15 protein-coding genes are annotated in these 18,221 nt (G+C 63.2%); 11 read left to right on the forward strand and 4 right to left on the reverse strand.

Annotated features, from left to right (window positions below; translation table 11 throughout):
* Positions 1-257: 257 nt before the first annotated feature.
* The 9 genes from tcyJ to OGV19_RS22795 all read left to right on the forward strand — a co-directional run bounded on the left by tcyJ (position 258) and on the right by OGV19_RS22795 (position 9,278).
* Complete coding sequence (gene tcyJ, locus OGV19_RS22755; protein ID WP_264310741.1) at positions 258-1,052, forward strand: cystine ABC transporter substrate-binding protein; 795 nt, start codon at positions 258-260, stop codon at positions 1,050-1,052.
* A complete protein-coding gene (tcyL, locus tag OGV19_RS22760; protein WP_252826408.1) occupies positions 1,049-1,717 on the forward strand; it encodes a cystine ABC transporter permease in 669 nt (222 codons plus the stop codon). The genes tcyJ and tcyL overlap by 4 nt, the downstream gene beginning before the upstream one ends.
* Before the next feature lie 2 nt (positions 1,718-1,719).
* On the forward strand, positions 1,720-2,478 hold the full coding sequence (gene tcyN / locus OGV19_RS22765; RefSeq protein ID WP_264310742.1) for an L-cystine ABC transporter ATP-binding protein TcyN: 759 nt from the start codon (positions 1,720-1,722) through the stop codon (positions 2,476-2,478).
* A 313-nt stretch (positions 2,479-2,791) separates the two neighbouring features.
* On the forward strand, positions 2,792-4,033 hold the full coding sequence (locus OGV19_RS22770) for an SfnB family sulfur acquisition oxidoreductase (protein ID WP_264310743.1): 1,242 nt from the start codon (positions 2,792-2,794) through the stop codon (positions 4,031-4,033).
* A gap of 134 nt (positions 4,034-4,167) precedes the next feature.
* Positions 4,168-5,349, forward strand: coding sequence for an SfnB family sulfur acquisition oxidoreductase (locus OGV19_RS22775; RefSeq protein ID WP_264310744.1), 1,182 nt, complete (start codon positions 4,168-4,170; stop codon positions 5,347-5,349).
* Positions 5,349-6,740 carry an LLM class flavin-dependent oxidoreductase gene (locus tag OGV19_RS22780; RefSeq protein ID WP_264310745.1) on the forward strand — a complete coding sequence of 464 codons (1,392 nt, stop codon included), beginning with the start codon at positions 5,349-5,351 and terminating at the stop codon, positions 6,738-6,740. Before OGV19_RS22775 ends, OGV19_RS22780 begins: the two co-directional genes overlap by 1 nt.
* A complete protein-coding gene (locus OGV19_RS22785; protein WP_264310746.1) occupies positions 6,733-7,533 on the forward strand; it encodes a MetQ/NlpA family ABC transporter substrate-binding protein in 801 nt (266 codons plus the stop codon). The genes OGV19_RS22780 and OGV19_RS22785 overlap by 8 nt, the downstream gene beginning before the upstream one ends.
* 1 nt (position 7,534) lies before the next feature.
* Entirely contained in the window at positions 7,535-8,644 is a 1,110-nt protein-coding gene (locus OGV19_RS22790; RefSeq protein ID WP_264310747.1) for a methionine ABC transporter ATP-binding protein, read from the forward strand.
* Complete coding sequence (locus OGV19_RS22795) at positions 8,634-9,278, forward strand: methionine ABC transporter permease (RefSeq protein WP_264310748.1); 645 nt, start codon at positions 8,634-8,636, stop codon at positions 9,276-9,278. Before OGV19_RS22790 ends, OGV19_RS22795 begins: the two co-directional genes overlap by 11 nt.
* A 46-nt stretch (positions 9,279-9,324) precedes the next feature.
* Here the strand turns inward: OGV19_RS22795 and dibA are convergent, their stop codons facing one another.
* Positions 9,325-11,220: a phosphodiesterase DibA gene (gene dibA, locus OGV19_RS22800; RefSeq protein WP_264310749.1), complete on the reverse strand. Its 1,896-nt coding sequence runs from the start codon at positions 11,218-11,220 to the stop codon at positions 9,325-9,327.
* A 147-nt stretch (positions 11,221-11,367) separates the two neighbouring features.
* Here dibA and desA point away from each other — a divergent pair, with 147 nt between their 5' ends.
* Complete coding sequence (gene desA, locus OGV19_RS22805; RefSeq protein ID WP_264310750.1) at positions 11,368-12,552, forward strand: delta-9 fatty acid desaturase DesA; 1,185 nt, start codon at positions 11,368-11,370, stop codon at positions 12,550-12,552.
* Positions 12,553-12,652: 100 nt separating this feature from the next.
* A complete protein-coding gene (locus OGV19_RS22810) occupies positions 12,653-13,684 on the forward strand; it encodes a GGDEF domain-containing protein (RefSeq protein WP_264310751.1) in 1,032 nt (343 codons plus the stop codon).
* A 91-nt stretch (positions 13,685-13,775) separates the two neighbouring features.
* On the opposite strand, the gene OGV19_RS22815 is transcribed toward OGV19_RS22810, so the two are convergent.
* From OGV19_RS22815 to gabD, 3 genes are all read right to left on the reverse strand, one after another.
* The gene (locus OGV19_RS22815; protein WP_264310752.1) at positions 13,776-15,038 is read right to left on the reverse strand and encodes a response regulator; all 1,263 of its coding nucleotides are present in this window, start codon (positions 15,036-15,038) and stop codon (positions 13,776-13,778) included.
* Between the two features lie 136 nt (positions 15,039-15,174).
* Entirely contained in the window at positions 15,175-16,452 is a 1,278-nt protein-coding gene (gabT, locus tag OGV19_RS22820) for a 4-aminobutyrate--2-oxoglutarate transaminase (protein ID WP_264310753.1), read from the reverse strand.
* Between the two features lie 180 nt (positions 16,453-16,632).
* Positions 16,633-18,075, reverse strand: a complete 1,443-nt coding sequence (gene gabD, locus OGV19_RS22825) for an NADP-dependent succinate-semialdehyde dehydrogenase (RefSeq protein ID WP_264310754.1) — start codon at positions 18,073-18,075, stop codon at positions 16,633-16,635.
* Positions 18,076-18,221: the final 146 nt, after the last annotated feature.

Raw genomic sequence — 18,221 nt, forward strand, 5'->3', positions numbered from 1 at the left:
CTGAGGCCAATCTGTCGTTATGCAATCCACTTTACGGCAAATCCATCCCTTGGAAAAAACAACGCTTTATTCCATCCTGCGCTAAGTCGGGCATAAGCCGCGATGACGGCGCCAGCATCCTGGCCTACCCTCAAAGCTGTGTTATTCCGACAAAAAACAAAAATGGAATAATAAAATAATTTTTTATTATTTCCGGGCCTAAGCGGCCAACTTTATAGTCGCCACCCACTACTACCACCACAAGCGCGGGGCCTGACATGTCGAAATTCGCCAAACCGCTACTCAACGCCAGCCTGGCCATCCTGCTGGGTGCCGGCCTGCTCAGCCAGGCCTTCGCCGGCGAGCAATTGAAGACCATTCAGGAAAAGGGCGTGATCAACGTCGGCCTGGAAGGCACCTACCCACCGTTCAGCTTCCAGGACGAAAACGGCAAACTGGCCGGCTTCGAGGTCGAGCTTTCCGAACTGCTGGCCAAGGAGCTGGGGGTCAAGGCCAAGGTTCAACCGACCAAATGGGACGGCATCCTTGCCGCGCTGGAGTCCAAACGCCTTGATGTGGTGATCAACCAGGTGACCATTTCCGAAGAGCGCAAGAAGAAGTACGACTTCTCCGAGCCCTACACCATCTCCGGCATCCAGGCGCTGATCCTGAAGAAGAAGGCCGAGCAGCTGAACATCCACAAAGCCGCTGACCTGGCTGGCAAGAGAGTCGGCGTAGGCCTGGGCACCAACTACGAGCAGTGGGTGAAGCAGGACGTTCCGAAAGCCGAAGTTCGCACTTATGAAGACGACCCGACCAAGTTCGCCGACCTGCGCAACGGCCGCATCGACGCCATCCTGATCGACCGCCTGGCCGCACTGGAATACGCACAAAAAGCCAAGGACACCGAGCTTGCCGGCGACGCCTTCTCGCGTCTGGAAAGCGGCGTGGCCCTGCGCAAGGGCGAGCCTGAACTGCTGGCGGCGATCAACAAGGCCATCGACAAGCTCAAGGCCGACGGCACGCTGGCCAAGCTGTCGGAAAAATACTTCGGTGCCGATGTCACTAAATGATCGCTGAAAGCCTGCAACTCGTTGTCGATTCCACGCCCTTCCTGCTGAAGGGCGCGGGTTATACGGTGCTGCTCAGTGTCGGCGGCATGTTCTTCGGCCTGGTGTTGGGGTTTGCCCTGGCACTGATGCGGCTGTCGAAGATCCTGCCGCTGAACTGGCTGGCACGCATCTACGTGTCGTTCTTCCGTGGCACGCCGCTGCTGGTGCAGCTGTTCGTGATCTACTTCGGCATGCCACAGATCGGCATCGAACTCGACCCGATCCCAGCTTCGCTGATCGGCCTGTCGCTGAACATGGCAGCCTACATCTGCGAAATCCTGCGCGCGGCGATTTCTTCGATCGACCGTGGCCAGTGGGAGGCCGCTGCCAGTATCGGCATGACCCGCACCCAGGCCATGCGCCGGGCGATCCTGCCGCAAGCTCTGCGTACCGCCTTGCCGCCGTTGGGCAACAGCTTCATCTCGCTGGTCAAGGACACCGCCCTGGCGGCGACCATCCAGGTGCCCGAGCTGTTCCGCCAGGCCCAGCTGATTACCGCACGCACCTTCGAAGTCTTCACCATGTACCTGGCTGTGGCCGTTATCTACTGGATACTCTGCAGTATCCTCGCGCACTTCCAGAACCGCATGGAAGCGCGGGTCAACCAGCATGACCAGGAGCATTGAGCATGATCGTAGTTAAAGGCCTGTCCAAGCAGTTCAAGGGCCAGACCGTGCTCAACGGCATCGACCTGACCGTGCAGCCGGGCGAAGTGGTCGCCATCATCGGCCCCAGCGGCTCGGGCAAGACCACCTTCCTGCGCTGCCTCAACCTGCTGGAAACCCCCGACGCCGGGCAGATCCAGATCGGTGCCATCAGCATCGACGCCAATCGCCCGCTGGGTGGGCAGCAGAGTGCGATTCGCCGGTTGCGCCAGCAGGCTGGGTTCGTGTTTCAGAGCTTCAACCTGTTCCCCCACCGCACCGCGCTGGAGAACGTCATAGAGGGGCCTGTAGTCGTCAAAAAGACGCCTCGCGCCCAGGCCATCGAACTGGGCCGCAAACTGCTGGCCAAGGTGGGCCTGGCGGGCAAGGAAGACGCCTACCCCCGGCGCCTTTCCGGTGGCCAGCAGCAACGGGTAGCCATTGCCCGAGCCCTGGCGATGGAGCCTGAGGTGATTCTGTTTGACGAGCCGACCTCGGCGCTCGACCCGGAGCTGGTCGGCGAGGTACTCGCCACCATCCGCGGCCTGGCCGAGGAGAAGCGCACCATGATCATCGTCACCCACGAGATGAGTTTTGCGCGGGACGTGGCGAACCGGGTGATCTTCTTCGACAAAGGGGTGATCGTCGAGCAGGGTGAGGCCAAGGCGTTGTTTGCGGCGCCCAAGGAAGAACGTACCCGGCAGTTCTTGCGCAAGTTCCTGGGTACTGCGGCCTCCGAATAAACCTGTACTGGCCTCTTCGCGGGCAAGCCCGCTCCCACAGTGTGTATGTAACACTCACCTGTGGGAGCGGGCTTGCCCGCGAAGAGGCCGGCACGTCCTGTGCAAATCTCAACTTCTATATATATTCCAAAAGGTTAGTTCATAAACCTTTAATAAGTCATTAGGGTATATACACCGGACCACCGGACCAGCAAACGTCAGTCGCCATCAGCTGAAGCGACGCATCTACTTTTGTGAGGTTAGGAATGGTCAGGATCACAATCACCCCAGTGCGTATCGCCAGGGCATTGAGTGCAGCCAAGGAGCGGTACTGATGTCCAGCCAGCCAAATACCCTTTTCCACAGCGACGTCGACAGCTCGCCCCTGCTGCTGCCAGCCAAGGTGCTGCGTAACGACGCCGAGGCCCTGCAAGCTGCACGCGAGCTGGCCGAGGCGGCCCGTGAGCAGGCCGCACGCCGCGACCAGCAACGCAAACTGCCGTGGGCAGAGATCGAGCAATTCACCCGTAGCGGCCTGGGCAGCATCAGCGTACCCAAGGCCCATGGCGGCCCCGATGTCTCGTTCGAAACTGTCGCCGAAGTCTTCCGCCTGATCAGTGCCGCCGACCCGGCCCTGGGGCAAATCCCGCAAAATCAATTTGGCATGCTGCAGTTGCTGCGCCTGACCGCCACCGAGGCACAGCAGGCGGTGATCTTCCGCAGCGTGTTGGACGGCTGGCGCATCGGCAATGCCGGCCCCGAGCGCGGCACCAAGGACACCCTGACCCTGAAAGCGAAGATCACCCGCGCAGGCGATGGCTATCGCATCAGTGGTGAAAAGTTCTACTCCACCGGCGCCCTGTATGCCCACTGGGTGGCGGTCAAGGCGCTGGATGACGAGGGCCGCCAACGCCTGGCGTTTGTCCGCCGAGGCAGCCCTGGGCTGCGCATCGTCGATGACTGGTCCGGGTTCGGCCAGCGCACCACCGCCAGTGGCACCGTGCTGCTCGACCAGGTGCCGGTGGACGCGGAGCTGGTGATCGACAACTGGCGCCAGCGCGACACGCCCAACATCCAGGGCGCGGCTTCGCAGCTGATCCAGGCGGCCATCGACGCTGGCATCGCCGAAGCGGCCATCGAAGATGCCATCAGCTTTGTACGCGAAAAATCACGGCCGTGGATCGAGGCCAAGGTCGATCGCGCCAGTGACGATCCGTATGTGATCGCCGATATCGGCCGCCTCAAGCTTGAACTGCACGCTGCCGAGGCGCTGCTGCGCAAGGCGGCGCGGGTACTCGACGAGGTCAATGCCGCGCCGATCGACGCCGCCTCTGCGGCCCGCGCTTCGATCGCGGTGGCCGAGGCCAAGGTGCTGACCACCGAGATCTCCCTGCAGGCCAGCGAGAAGCTGTTCGAGCTGGCCGGCAGCCGCGCCACCTTGGCCGAGTTCAATCTCGACCGCCACTGGCGCAACGCCCGCGTGCACACCCTGCATGACCCGGTGCGCTGGAAGTACCACGCGGTGGGCGCGTACCACCTCAACGGCACCCTGCCTGCGCGGCATTCCTGGATCTGATTTGCAGCCTTTGGGGCTGCTGTGCAGCCCATTCGCGGGGCAAGCCCGCTCCCACACCTGAGATCAGTGCAGTGTGTCTGTGGGAGCGGGCTTGCCCCGCGAATGGGCCGCACAGCGGCCCCCGGAGAAACACCATGACCACAAATATCATCACCAGCGACACCCAAGCCCTGGCCATCGCCGAAGACATCGCCCAGCAACTGCGCCGCGACAGCGCCCTGCGCGACCGCGAGCGCCGCCTGCCCCACGCCGAGCTCGACCTGTTCACCCACTCTGGCCTGTGGGCCATCAGTGTGCCCAAGGCCTTCGGCGGTGCCGGTGTGTCCAACGTCACGCTGGCCAAGGTCATCGCCCGCATCGCCCAGGCTGACGGCTCCCTGGGGCAAATCCCGCAAAACCACTTCTATGCCTTGGAAGTACTGCGGGTAAACGGCAGCCCCGAGCAGCAACAGCGCCTCTACGCCGAAGTGCTGGCAGGCCGTCGCTTCGGCAATGCCTTGGCCGAGCTGGGCACCAAAACCGCCAACGACCGCACCACCCGCCTGACCCGCGACGGCGACGGGTTCCGTATCAATGGCCGCAAGTTCTACGCCACCGGTGCCATTTACGCCCAGCGCATCCCCACGTCGGTGATCGACGAAGACGGCGTGCAGCAACTGGCCTTCGTCCCCGAAGGCAGCCAAGGCCTGCAGGTGATCGACGACTGGAGCGGCTTCGGCCAGCGCACCACCGGCAGTGGGTCGGTGGTGTTCGACAACGTGTGGGTCAGCGCCCAAGACGTAGTCCCCTTCCAGAGCGCCTTCGAACGCCCGACCCCGGTCGGCCCGCTGGCACAGATTCTCCACGCCGCCATCGACACCGGCATCGCCCGCGCCGCCTATGAAGATGCCCTGCACTTCGTGCGCACCCGCAGCCGCCCCTGGGTCGACTCAGGCCTGGACAAGGCCAGCGAAGACCCCCTGACCCTGAAAAGCTTCGGCCAGCTCGCGATCCGCCTGCACGCCAGCGAAGCCCTGCTCGAACGCGCCGGCGAATACCTCGACCGCGCCCAGCAAGACAGCAGCGCTGACAATGTCGCCGCCGCCTCCATCGCCGTGGCCGAAGCACGCGCCATCAGCACCGATATCTCCCTCGCCGCCGGTACCACGTTGTTCGAGCTGGCGGGCAGCCAGGCCACCCTCGCCGAGCACAACCTCGACCGCCACTGGCGCAACGCCCGGGTGCACACCCTGCACGATCCGGTGCGCTGGAAATACCACGCCATCGGCAACTACTACCTCAACAACGAAAACCCGCCGCGCCGGGGGACCATCTGATGGCCAAGCAGATCCTGCTCAATGCCTTCAACATGAACTGCATCGGGCATATCAACCATGGCCTGTGGACCCACCCGCGGGACACCTCGACCCAGTACAAGACCCTCGAATACTGGACCGACCTGGCACGCCTGCTGGAGCGGGGGCTGTTCGACGGCCTGTTCATCGCCGACATCGTCGGCACCTACGACATCTATGGCCAGTCGCTGGATGTGACCCTCAAGGAGTCGATCCAGCTACCGGTCAACGACCCCTTGCTGCTGGTGTCGGCCATGGCCGCCGTCACCCGCAACCTGGGTTTCGGCCTCACCGCCAACCTCACTTACGAGGCGCCCTACCTGTTCGCCCGCCGCCTCTCCACACTCGATCACCTGACCCAGGGCCGGGTCGGCTGGAACATCGTCACCGGCTACCTGGACAGCGCCGCCCGCGCCATGGGCCTTGAGCAACAACCCGAGCATGATCGGCGCTACGACCAGGCCGACGAGTACCTGCAAGTACTGTACAAACTGCTCGAAGGCAGCTGGGCCGACGATGCGGTGGTCGCCGACCGCGAGCAGCGTGTCTACGCCCAGCCCGACAAGGTGCGCAAGGTCAGCCACCACGGCGAGTTCTACAACGTCGAGGGCTACCACCTGAGCGAACCTTCACCGCAGCGCACACCGGTGCTGTTCCAGGCCGGCAGTTCCCCGCGCGGCCTAGCGTTCGCCGGCGACCATGCCGAGTGCGTGTTCATCAGCGGCCAGGACAAAACCGCCACCCGCGCCCAGGTCGACAAGGTGCGCAGCGCCGCCAAGGCAGCCGGCCGCGCCCCACAGGCCATCAAGGTGTTCATGGGCATCACGGTCATCGTTGCGGCCACCGAGCAACTGGCCCAGGCCAAGCATGCCGAGTACCTGCGCTACGCAAGCCCCGAGGCCGGCGTCGCGCACTTCGCCGCCTCCACCGGCATCGACTTCGCGGCCTATGGGCTGGACGAGCCAATCGGTTTCAGCAAGGGCAACGCCATTCAGTCGGCCACGCGCCAGTTGCAGGAAAACGCCTGGACCCGCCGCCGCCTGCTTGATCAGCACGCCCTGGGCGGACGCTACGTGACCCTGGTCGGCACACCTGAACAGGTCGCCGATGCCCTGATCGCCTGGACCGACGAAACCGGGCTAGACGGCTTCAACCTGACCCGCACCGTCACCCCGGAAAGCTTTGAAGACTTCATCGACCTGGTCATCCCGCAGTTGCAACAGCGTGGCCGCTACAAGACCGCTTACGCCGAAGGCACCCTGCGCGAGAAGTTGTTCGACACCGACCACCCGCACCTGCCCGCTGGCCATCCGGGCTCGCGCTACCGCTTTACCCCAACCCCTGCCCCGACTGGAGCCCTGCACCATGCTTGAGAAACTGTTCCGGCCCGTCGCGGCCATCGCCTTCACCCTTGGCCTGTCCGCCAGCGCCTTCGCTGCCGAGCCATTGAAAATCGGGACGACCTCCGCCTTCGCTATCCCCCTGGAAACCGCAGTAGAAGAGGCCCACAAGCAAGGCCTGGACGTAAAGCTGATCGAGTTCAGCGACTGGATCGCGCCCAATGTCAGCCTCAACAGCGGCGACATCGACGTGAACTACTTCCAGCACATTCCGTTCTTGGAGAACGCCAAGGCCGCCGCGGGCTTCAAGTTGGTGCCCTACGCCCCTGGCATCATCAACAACGTCGGCCTGTACTCGAAAAAGTACAAAAGCTTCGCCGAGCTGCCCGAAGGCGCCAGCGTGGCCATCGCCAACGACCCGATCAACAGCGGCCGTGGCCTGCAGCTACTGGCCAAGGCGGGGCTGATCACGCTTAAACCCGGCGTCGGCTACAAGGCGACCGAAGACGATATCGTCGCCAACCCCAAGCAGCTGAAAATTCTTCAGGTCGAGGCGGTGCAGCTGGTGCGCGCCTATGACGATGCCGACCTGGTCCAGGGCTACCCGGCCTACATCCGCTTAGCCAACAGCTTCGATGCTACTTCGGCGCTGCTGTTTGACGGCCTGGAAAACAAGGAATACGTGATCCAGTTCGTCATCCGCCCGCAAAGCAAAGACGACCCGCGCCTGGCCAAGTTCGTCGATATCTACCAGCATTCGCCAGCGGTGCGCGCGGCCTTGAACAAAGCCCACGGCAACCTCTACCAGGCCGGCTGGGAGGGCTGACATGAGCCAGGCCAGCGCGCTCAGGGCGCCTACCCCACAACCATTGCCGCCAACGGCCAAGGAACAGGCCCTGCGCCCAGAGGTCAACGAAGCCCACGTGCGCTTCATCGGCCTGGGCAAGACCTACCCAGGCCAGGCACAGCCCGCCTTGCAAGGCATCGACCTGAACATCCGCCACGGTGAGATTTTTGGCATCATCGGCCGTAGCGGCGCCGGCAAGTCGTCGCTGCTGCGCACCATCAACCGCCTGGAACAACCGAGCCAGGGCCGCGTACTGATCGACCAGGTAGACATCGCGCCCTTCGACGAAGACCGCCTTGTCGCGCTGCGCCGTCGCATCGGCATGATCTTCCAGCACTTCAACCTGATGTCGGCCAAGACCGTGTGGCAGAACGTCGAGCTGCCGCTGAAAGTGGCCGGTGTGCCCAAGGCCGAGCGCCAACGCAAGGTACGCGCGCTGCTGGAGCTGGTCGGCCTGCAGGAAAAGCACCATGTCTACCCGGCGCAGCTGTCGGGCGGGCAAAAGCAACGCGTCGGCATCGCCCGGGCGCTGGTGCATGATCCCGAGATCCTTTTGTGCGACGAGGCCACGTCGGCACTCGACCCTGAAACCACGGCCTCGATCCTCGAACTGCTGCGTGACATCAACCAGCGCCTGGGCCTGACCATTGTGCTGATCACCCATGAAATGGCGGTGATCCGCGATATCTGCCACCGCGTGGTGGTACTGGAGCGCGGCGAAGTGGTCGAGCAGGGCGAAGTCTGGCGAGTATTCGGCACACCTCACCACGAGGTGACACGGACCTTGCTTGCACCCTTGCAGGCCAAGTTGCCCGCTGCCTTGCAGGCCAGCCTCAAGGCCAGCCCGATAAGCCGCGACAGCGCCGTGGTGCTCAAGCTGACCCTGCTCGGCGAGCCGGAGCTGTCGGCCCTGTTCACCGACCTGGGCGGCCGTGTGCGCCTGCTTCAAGGCGGCGTTGAAACTATCGGTGAACATGCGCTTGGGCAGTTGATCCTGTCGGTGCAGCACTCGTCACACGACACCCACCAATTGCTGGAACGCGCCCGCCGTTGGGCCGAAGACGTGGAGGTACTGGGCCATGTGGTTTGATCGCCTGCTTGAAGGCTTGCTCGATACCCTGCTGATGGTCGGCGTGTCGTCGCTGATCGCCCTGCTGGTCGGGGTGCCGATGGCGGTGCTGCTGGTCACCAGCGACAAAGGCGGGATATTCGAAGCGCCGCTGCTGAACCGGGTGCTGGGGGCGTTCGTCAACCTGTTCCGCTCGATCCCCTTTCTGATCCTGATGGTCGCGCTGATCCCCTTCACCCGCCTGGTGGTCGGTACCACCTATGGCGTATGGGCGGCCGTGGTGCCGTTGACCATCGCTGCCACACCCTTCTTTGCACGGATTGCCGAAGTGAGCTTGCGCGAAGTGGACCATGGCCTGGTGGAAGCCGCGCAAGCCATGGGCTGCCGGCGCTGGCACATCGTCTGGCACGTGCTGCTGCCCGAGGCGCTACCCGGCATCGTCGGGGGGTTCACCATTACCCTGGTGACCTTGATCAACTCGTCGGCCATGGCCGGAGCGATTGGTGCCGGCGGGCTGGGGGACATTGCCTATCGGTATGGGTACCAGCGCTTCGACAGCCAGATCATGCTGACCGTGATCGCCATGCTGGTGGCGTTGGTGGCGGTGATTCAGCTGGGCGGGGATCGGTTGGCGAAGGGTTTGAACAAGCGGTGAGTCATCTGGGGGGCTCTGCAGCCCCCAGGATCTACAGGCGACCCCATCACCCCCAATGCAGATCCTGCGCCGGCACCGGCCGGCCGAACCAGTAGCCCTGGCCCAACTGACACTGCTCCTGCAGCAGGAAGCTGGCCTGCTCTTGCTGCTCGATGCCTTCGGCATGCACCTGCATGCCCATGCTTCGGGCCAGTGCGATGATCACCCGCACGATGGCGATATCGTCATCGTCAAACGGCAGGCCTGCGACAAAGCCCTGATCGATCTTCAGCTTCTGCACCGGCAAGCGCTTGAGCCGCAGCAGCGACGAATACCCCGTGCCGAAGTCATCGATCGCCAAGGTCACGCCCAGCTCACGCAAGCGATGCAGTTGCTCCAGCGCCACTTCCGGGTCTTCCATCACCGCGCTCTCGGTGACTTCCAGCTCCAGCAAACCCGGGGCCAGGCCGGTCTCGTGCAACACCTCGGATACCTGCCGATACAGCTCGTGCTGGCCAAATAGACGGCTGGAGATATTCACCGCCACGAACGCCAACTGCCGGCCTTCGCGCTGCCACTGCACCATCTGCCGGCACGCCTGACGCAGTACCCAGGTGTCGATCTCGGCAATCAGCCCGGTGCGTTCGGCAATCGGAATGAACTCACTTGGCGGTACCAGGCCGCGCTGGGGATGCGCCCAACGCACCAGGGTCTCGACCCCCACGCGCTCCGCCGTGGCCAGGTCGTGCACCGGCTGGAAGTACACCCGCAATTCATCCTGCTCCAAGGCCCGGCGCAGCTCGCCGGCAGTTTCCACCCGGTGCTGGGCGTGCGCGGTCAGCTCTTCGGTGTACAGCGCATAACAGGCACGCCCGCTGCTCTTGGCCTTGAACAGCGCCGCGTCGGCATTGCGCAGCAGCTGCTCGGCACCCAGTGCATCGCTGGGGAACAGGCTGATGCCCACGCTGACACTGATGAACAGGCGATGGCCATCGAACACGAACGGCTCGCGCATGCGCTCGATGATGCGTTGCGCCAGCTTGCCCGCCTGGCCGACCTGCTGGCAGTTCTCCGCCAGCACGCCGAACTCGTCCCCCCCAAGACGCGCAAGGGTCACGCCATTGCCCACCACGTCGCCCAGGCGCTCACCTACCAGCTTGAGCAACTGGTCGCCGATGGTGTGGCCAAGGCCGTCATTGATGCTCTGGAAATGGTCCAGGTCGAGCAGCAGCAAACCGCAGCCGCGCTTGTTGGCTTGCGCCGTGACCAGCGCCTGTTCGACGCGGTCGGTGAACAGCAAGCGGTTGGGCAAGCCGGTCAACGGGTCGTGATGAGCCAGGTAGGCCAGTTCCTGTTCGGTGTGCTTGATCGCGCTGATGTCGCTGAAGACCGCCACGTAATGGCTCAGCTCGCCGGCATCATCGCGTATGGCGCAGATCGTCTGCCATTGCGGATAGATTTCGCCACTTTTTCGCCGGTTCCAGATCTCGCCGCTCCACTCGCCCTTCTCGGCCAGGGTGGCAAAGATCTGCTGGTAGAACGCCACGCCATGGCGGCCCGACTTGAACTTGTTCGGGCGCTGGCCGATGACCTCGTCCTGCTGGTAGCCGGTGATGCGCATGAAGGCGCGGTTGACGTGCACGATCAAGCCTTGGCGGTCGGTTACCAGCACGCCTTCGAGGGTGCTGTCGAATACCGCCGCCGCCATGCGCAGCCGCTCGCGGTCTTCGCAGCGCAACCGCGCGCCGATGCCGATGAAGTTGAGCAGCCGCGCCCGCGAAACGAAGATCAGCACAGCACTGAACAACACCCAGATCACCACATTGATCTGCCGCCCGACGGTCAGCGCCAGCGGGTCGTCAGTCATGCCATGCAGGAGTGTCTCCGCCAGCACCAGCCAGAGGATCGACAGCACCACATAGAGCGCAGCCATGCGCAAGGCGTCGCGAACGGAAACAGACATGTCGGGTGCAATGGCCCATGAACGAAGAGGGGGCATTATAAAGGGTGAAACATGTCGTGACGTCCTATCTGAAAGGGTGACTGGTTTTATTTCCCTGCCAAGGGATAATCATGCCCTTCCCCTGTGTTCTCGAGGGTTTCAACACCTATGTGGTACAACGGCCTGCTCGACTTGTCGGCCTGGCAACTGGTCGGCATCACTCTGCTGATGACCCATGTGACCATCGTCAGCGTCACGGTATACCTGCATCGCTACTCCGCGCACCGGGCCCTGGAGCTCAATGGCGCGCTCAAGCACTTCTTCCGATTCTGGCTGTGGCTGACCACGGCGCAGAACACCCGCGAGTGGACCGCCGTCCACCGCAAGCACCACGCCAAATGCGAAACACCGGACGACCCGCACAGCCCGGTACACAAGGGGTTGAGCACGGTCCTGCGCAAAGGCGCCGAGCTCTACCGCGAAGAGGCACGCAACCCCGAGACCCTGCGCATCTATGGCAAGAACTGCCCGGACGACTGGATCGAGCGCAACCTCTACTCGCGCTACAAGCTGGGCGGCATTGCCCTGCTGGCGGTGATCGACCTGCTGCTGTTCGGCACCATTGGCATCACCATCTGGGCGGTGCAGATGATGTGGATTCCGTTCTGGGCCGCCGGCGTGGTCAACGGCCTGGGCCATGCGCTGGGCTATCGCAATTTCGAATGCCGTGACGCTGCCACCAACCTGGTGCCGTGGGGCATCATCATTGGTGGCGAAGAACTGCACAACAACCACCACACCTACCCCAACTCGGCCAAGCTTTCGGTCAAGCGCTGGGAGTTCGACATGGGCTGGGCCTGGATCCGCCTGTTCTGCCTGCTGCGCCTGGCCAAGGTGCAGCGCGTGGCACCGATCGCCCACCGGGTCGAAGGCAAGGCCAACCTGGACATGGACACCGCCATGGCCATCCTCAATAACCGCTTCCAGATCATGGCCCAGTACCGCAAGCTGGTGATCGGCCCGCTGGTCCAGCAGGAGCTGGCCAAGGTCGATGCGTCGGTGCGCCACCGCTTTCGCCGCGCCAAGCGCCTGCTGTCGCGGGAGACCAGCCTGCTGGAAGACCGCCACCACGTACGCATCGAGACGCTGCTCGCGCACAGCCAGGCGCTCAAGACCATTTACGAAAAGCGCCTGGCCCTGCAGCAGATCTGGGCACGCACCAGCGCCAATGGCCACGACATGCTCGCCGCCATGAAGGACTGGGTACACGAGGCAGAAGCCAGCGGCATCCACGCCCTGCACGACTTCGCCGCACAGCTCAAGACCTACTCCCTGCGCCCGACCGGCACCTGACCGCCGTTGATCGGCACGCCCTTCCAGCGGGGCGTGTCGCCCGGAACTTCACGCCCTGATTATCACTCCAAACCGCCACATCGCCCGCGTGGCGGGCCTGATGCTGGCCGCACGCTTCCTTGTCGAGACTCGCTCCGTGCACATGGCCAAGAACATTCCAACATCCCTGCCCGGCACCCCACCTCCAGAAGCCGCCAAAACCTTGCTGGCCCTGCTTCACGCCCAAGGCGAAGTCGCCCGCCTGAGTGAGCGCGAACAACTCTTCAGTTCGCTGCTCGACAGCGTCAACGCCGTGCTCTGGGCGTTCGACTGGGAAGCCCGCCAGGTGCTGTACGTCAGCCCTGCGTATGAACGCATCTTTGGGCGCCCGGTCAGCCTGGTGATGGCCGACTACAACGAGTGGCGCGACAGCATCTACCCCGACGACCTGGAATACGCCGAGCGCAGCCTGGCCCAGGTGCTACTCAAAGGTTCGGTGGAAGACCGCGAGTACCGCATCCTCAATGCTGAAGGCCAGGTGCGCTGGCTGAGCGACAAGTGCTACATCAACCAGCAACGCGAGGGCGAACAGCGGGTGATCGTGGTCGGCATCGCCGAGGACATCACCGAGAAGAAGCAGCTCGAAGGCGAACTGCATCGTCTGGCTACCACCGACGTACTGACCCAGAGCAGCAACCGCCGGCACTTCTTCGAGTGCGCCCAACAGGCTTTTGACAGTGCACGCGAGGACGGCACGCCGCTGGCCTTCCTGCTGCTGGACATCGACGACTTCAAACAGGTCAATGACAGTTACGGCCACCAGGAAGGCGACCAGGTGCTGCAGCGTATCGCCGACAGCGGCAAAGCCGTGCTACGGCGTGGAGACCAGTTCGGACGCATTGGTGGCGAGGAGTTTGCGGCCGTGTTCCCTGGCTGTAACGCGCAGGTGGCGGAGCAAATCGCCGAGCGTTTGCAGCGGGAGATCCAACGGCTGAGCTTCAGCCATGGCGACCAGGCGTACGGCGTGACCGTGAGCCAGGGGCTGACGGCGCTGACCGATGAGGACGAGTCGCTGGACAGCCTGTTCGCCCGCGCCGATGCGGCGATGTATCGGGCCAAGCGGCAGGGGAAGAATCAGATCGTGCGGGGATAAGGACCGGGGGGATGCGCTGTCGCACAGATAACATGGGTCATTGTGGGAGCGGGCTTGTCTCGCGAAAGGACCGCAAAGCGGTCCCAGGATGTCAGCTATCTGCCCCGTTCTCATCCACAGGTATTTCCTCACGCTGCGGCGGTGCCTCAGGGTTCTCCACCTTGCGCAACCGGCTAATCTCCGGCAAGCCGATCTTGAGTAGCCGCGCAGTCTTGCTGCTGACAACCTGTTCCAGCCCGTGATCCGTCGGCAGCCGCGTCAACTGCCCGGCCAGGTTCATCGCCAGGATCTCCCGTGAATACACGCCACCGCCCAGTTGGTAAATAGCCGCGATCAACTCACGCAGCGCCAGTGGCAAGCGCCAGCGCGTGCGCAAAGCCGAACCGAACGCCGCACCGTACTCATCGAGCGACTGGCGGACCGTGCCCTCATCCAGCGCGCCTCCGGCCAGGCTCCACTCCTGCAGGCAACGCAGCACCGCCAGGTCGCCCAGGCAGTGCAACAGCCCTGCGCAATAGCAACGCCCTTCGTCCAACTCCAGCATGCGCGCTAGGCTGCGGCCGTATTCGGCGCAGTGCAGCGAGAGGTTCCAGTATTGCGCCGCGTGCTGAGCCAGCAGTGGGTCGCTCAGCCGTGCGCTGCGCTTGAGTGTCATGCCCAGGATCAAGTTCATGCTCTGGGTGCTGCCGAGTTTGTTCAACGCCTGCAGCAGGGTCTGCACGGGCGCGTCGCGGTGCAGGGCGGCGCTGTTGGCGGCGGCGATCAGCACCGCGGTGACCTGCGGGTCGTTGCGCACTTCCTCTTCGAGCACTTTCAGGTTCAGGCCCTGAGGGTCCAGCGCTCGCTTGATCGCCACCTGCAAATCGGCCAGCAACGGCCCGCCATCGGCAGTAGCGCGGCGCTGCTCGAGGTAACCCGGCAGGCTGGCCCCCGGCTGCAAAGGCGGCACCGGGCAGGCGATTTCCTCGCCGACAGCCAGCAGCAGTTCTTCCAGGCGCTTGCGCAGGTTGCCCAGGTTCAGTGGTTTGCTCAAATAGGCCGTGGGATGCAAGGGCAACGCCTCGCGCACGCTGGCACTGTCGCTGCGGTTGCTCATGAGGATGAACGGCAACCCCGGGCCTTTGGCGCGGACCTTGCGCAGCAGGTCGAGGCCATCGACGCCCGCCAGCTCACGCGCAGCGATGATCAGGTCGGGCTTGCTCGACAGCGCGGTCAGCGCCTGCGAGCCGTCGGCGCAGACCTGCAGACGGGCGTCGCAACGCACGCTGAGCAGCATCTCCTTGAGCATGTCACGCACCCACGGGTCGCCCTCGGCAATCAGTACGCAAGGTGGGGTGGGGTGTACAGCGCTCATAGCCAACTCCTGAGTATCCCTGACACGCAATCCGTCGCAGCTTCCAAGGCAAGTCCTGGGACAACGATAGCGTCCCTCAGGTTTTCTGGGCATAAAAAAAACCCGCCGAGGCGGGTTTTTTCTGAAGCGTGTCACATTAGGCGAGTTCAGCGAAGCACTCTTCGATGATGGCCAGGCCTTTGTCCAGCAGCGCGTCTTCGGCGGTCAGCGGAACCAGGATACGCAGGACGTTGCCGTAGGTGCCGCAAGACAGCAGGATCAGACCCTTGTCACGTGCCTTGGCAACCACTTGGCCAACGGCAGCGGCATTCGGGGTGTGAGTGCCTTTCTCGAAGACTTCGACAGCAATCATCGAGCCCATACCACGGATGTCACCGATGATCGGGTTCTTTTCCTGGATCTTGCGCAGGCCAGCAACCAGGTGCTCGCCAACAGCCTTGCTGCGGTCCAGCAGTTTTTCTTCTTCGAACACTTCGATCACGGCCAGGGCCGCGGCGCAAGCGATCGGCGAACCGGCGTAGGTGCCGCCCAGGCCGCCTGGCGCGATGGCATCCATGTACTCAGCCTTGCCGCACACACCGGCCAGCGGGAAGCCGCCAGCGATGGATTTGGCGAAGGTGGTCAGGTCAGGCGCGACGCCCATCTGTTCCATGGCGAAGAAGGTGCCAGTACGGCCAGCGCCGGTCTGCACTTCGTCAGCGATCAGCAGGATGCCGTGCTGGTCGCACAGGGCGCGCAGGCGCTGCATCAGCTCTTTCGGCGCCGGCAGGAAGCCACCTTCACCCTGAACAGGCTCCAGGATGATCGCGGCAATGTCCTTAGGCTCGGCATCGTTCTTGAAGATGCGCTCAACCGAGGCGATGGCGTCATCGACGCTCACGCCGTGCAGTTCGTTCGGGAACAGTGCGCGGAAGATGCCGCCTGGCATCAGGCCCATGCCAGCGGAGTACGGCACGACCTTGCCGGTCAGGCCCAGGGTCATCATGGTACGGCCGTGGTAGGCGCCGGTGAAGGCGATCACGCCAGCGCGGCCAGTGGCGGCACGGGCGATCTTGACGGCGTTCTCAACGGCTTCGGAGCCGGTGGTGACCAGCAGGGTCTTCTTGTCGAAGTCGCCTGGGACCAGCTTGTTGATCTTTTCGCACAGCTCTACGTAGGGTTCGTAGGCCAGCACCTGGAAGCAGGTGTGGCTGACTTTGGTCAGCTGCTCTTGCACAGCTGCAACCACTTTCGGGTGCAGGTGGCCGGTGTTCAGTACTGCGATGCCGCCCGCGAAGTCGATCAGTTCGCGGCCTTCAACGTCGATCACGGTCGAGTTCTTCGCGGTGTCCACGAAGATCGGGTGGATTTGGCCGACGCCACGTGGGACGGCAGCTACACGGCGTTGCATCAAGGATTCGTTAGTCTTGCTCATAATGCCCTCATGTGCGCCGATGAGCGGCGCTTTTACTCGGGGGTAGCTGGTGTGCTCGCGAACAGTATTCGTTGATCGACTGCCGTAAACACCCTGGCCACCAGGTACTGCATGTAAAAAAGGCCAGCGAGACGTCGCTCTCGCGCCCCGCTGGCAGAGGTAAAGCCTTTTAACCGGTGATCAGACGCTGATGCACAGGTATTTGATTTCGAGGTAGTCCTCGATACCGTATTTGGAACCTTCGCGGCCCAGGCCCGAAGCCTTGATACCGCCAAACGGCGCGACTTCGTTGGAAATCAGGCCGGTGTTGATGCCGACCATGCCGTATTCCAGCGCTTCGGCAACACGGAACACACGGCTCATGTCACGGGCGTAGAAGTACGAAGCCAGGCCGAACTCGGTGTCGTTGGACATGGCGATGACTTCGGCTTCGTCCTGGAAGCGGAACAGCGGCGCCAGTGGGCCGAAGGTCTCTTCCTTGGCGACAGCAGCAGTCTTCGGCACGTTGACCAGAATGGTCGGCTCGAAGAAGTTGCCTTCGATCAGCTTGCCACCGGCCAGCACCTTGGCGCCTTTGGCAACGGCGTCTTCGATGTGTTCCTGAACCTTGGCGACAGCCTTGCCGTCGATCAGCGGGCCAGTGGTGGTGCCGTCTTCCAGACCGTTACCGATTTTGAGCTTGGCCACTGCAGCGGCCAGCTTCTCGGCGAACGCGTCGTAGACGCCGTCCTGCACGTAGATACGGTTGGCGCAGACGCAGGTCTGGCCGTTGTTACGGTACTTGGAGATGATCGCGCCTTCGACTGCCTTATCCAGATCAGCGTCGTCGAACACGATGAACGGCGCGTTGCCGCCCAGCTCCAGAGAAACCTTCTTGATGTCCTTGGCGCATTCTTGCATCAGCTGGCGACCGATTTCGGTCGAGCCGGTGAAGGACAGCTTGCGTACCAGGGAGTTGCCAGTCAGCTCGCCGCCGACTTCGCCAGCGCTGCCGGTAACGACGCTCAGCACGCCAGCCGGGATGCCGGCACGGTGAGCCAGCTCGACCAGGGCCAGGGCGGAGTATGGGGTCTGCGAAGCAGGCTTGAGCACCATGGTGCAGCCAGCGGCCAGGGCCGGGCCGGCTTTACGGGTGATCATCGCCGCCGGGAAGTTCCACGGGGTGATGGCCGCGGTAACGCCGATTGGCTGCTTGATGACGATCAGGCGCTTGTCGGGCTGGTGGCCCGGGATGGTGTCACCGTAGATGCGCTTGGCTTCTTCGGCGAACCACTCGATGAACGAGGCGGCGTAGGCGATTTCGCCCTTGGCTTCGGCCAGTGGCTTGCCTTGCTCGGTGGTCATCAGGCGAGCCAGGTCGTCCTGGTTCTCGATCATCAGTTCGAACCAGCGACGCAGCTTGGCCGAACGCTCTTTGGCGGTCAGGGCGCGCCAGGCCGGCAGGGCCTTGTCGGCGGCTTCGATGGCGCGGCGGGTTTCCGCAGTGCCCATCTTCGGCACGGTACCGATGACTTCGCCGGTGGCCGGGTTGGTCACCTTGATGGTCTGGCCGTTGTCCGCATCCAGCCACTCACCATTGATATAGGCTTGCTGGCGGAACAACTGAGCGTCTTTGAGCTGCATGTCGGCTTCCCGAATTGTTGATTGTTGAAAAGCGCCCAAAGCAGGGCATCGAGCGTTTGAAATCTCAAACGAATGCTAAGCGGCTGCTGGGGTGTAGGACAATAGGCTGTTCGAAAAAAAGAACGAATGGTTGAACACCCCCGGTA

Source organism: Pseudomonas putida, from assembly GCF_025905425.1.
Lineage (GTDB): Bacteria > Pseudomonadota > Gammaproteobacteria > Pseudomonadales > Pseudomonadaceae > Aquipseudomonas > Aquipseudomonas putida_AF.

Excerpts from the sequence above, each read along its gene's own strand:
- gabT (WP_264310753.1), bottom strand. The coding sequence starts at position 16,452 with ATGAGCAAGACTAACGAATCCTTGATGCAACGCCGTGTAGCTGCCGTC.
- dibA (WP_264310749.1), bottom strand. The coding sequence starts at position 11,220 with ATGTCTGTTTCCGTTCGCGACGCCTTGCGCATGGCTGCGCTCTATGTG.
- OGV19_RS22780 (WP_264310745.1), top strand. The coding sequence starts at position 5,349 with ATGGCCAAGCAGATCCTGCTCAATGCCTTCAACATGAACTGCATCGGG.
- OGV19_RS22810 (WP_264310751.1), top strand. The coding sequence starts at position 12,653 with ATGCTGGCCGCACGCTTCCTTGTCGAGACTCGCTCCGTGCACATGGCC.
- OGV19_RS22815 (WP_264310752.1), bottom strand. The coding sequence starts at position 15,038 with ATGAGCGCTGTACACCCCACCCCACCTTGCGTACTGATTGCCGAGGGC.
- desA (WP_264310750.1), top strand. The coding sequence starts at position 11,368 with ATGTGGTACAACGGCCTGCTCGACTTGTCGGCCTGGCAACTGGTCGGC.
- OGV19_RS22785 (WP_264310746.1), top strand. The coding sequence starts at position 6,733 with ATGCTTGAGAAACTGTTCCGGCCCGTCGCGGCCATCGCCTTCACCCTT.
- OGV19_RS22770 (WP_264310743.1), top strand. The coding sequence starts at position 2,792 with ATGTCCAGCCAGCCAAATACCCTTTTCCACAGCGACGTCGACAGCTCG.
- tcyJ (WP_264310741.1), top strand. The coding sequence starts at position 258 with ATGTCGAAATTCGCCAAACCGCTACTCAACGCCAGCCTGGCCATCCTG.
- gabD (WP_264310754.1), bottom strand. The coding sequence starts at position 18,075 with ATGCAGCTCAAAGACGCTCAGTTGTTCCGCCAGCAAGCCTATATCAAT.
- OGV19_RS22790 (WP_264310747.1), top strand. The coding sequence starts at position 7,535 with ATGAGCCAGGCCAGCGCGCTCAGGGCGCCTACCCCACAACCATTGCCG.
- OGV19_RS22775 (WP_264310744.1), top strand. The coding sequence starts at position 4,168 with ATGACCACAAATATCATCACCAGCGACACCCAAGCCCTGGCCATCGCC.
- OGV19_RS22795 (WP_264310748.1), top strand. The coding sequence starts at position 8,634 with ATGTGGTTTGATCGCCTGCTTGAAGGCTTGCTCGATACCCTGCTGATG.
- tcyL (WP_252826408.1), top strand. The coding sequence starts at position 1,049 with ATGATCGCTGAAAGCCTGCAACTCGTTGTCGATTCCACGCCCTTCCTG.
- tcyN (WP_264310742.1), top strand. The coding sequence starts at position 1,720 with ATGATCGTAGTTAAAGGCCTGTCCAAGCAGTTCAAGGGCCAGACCGTG.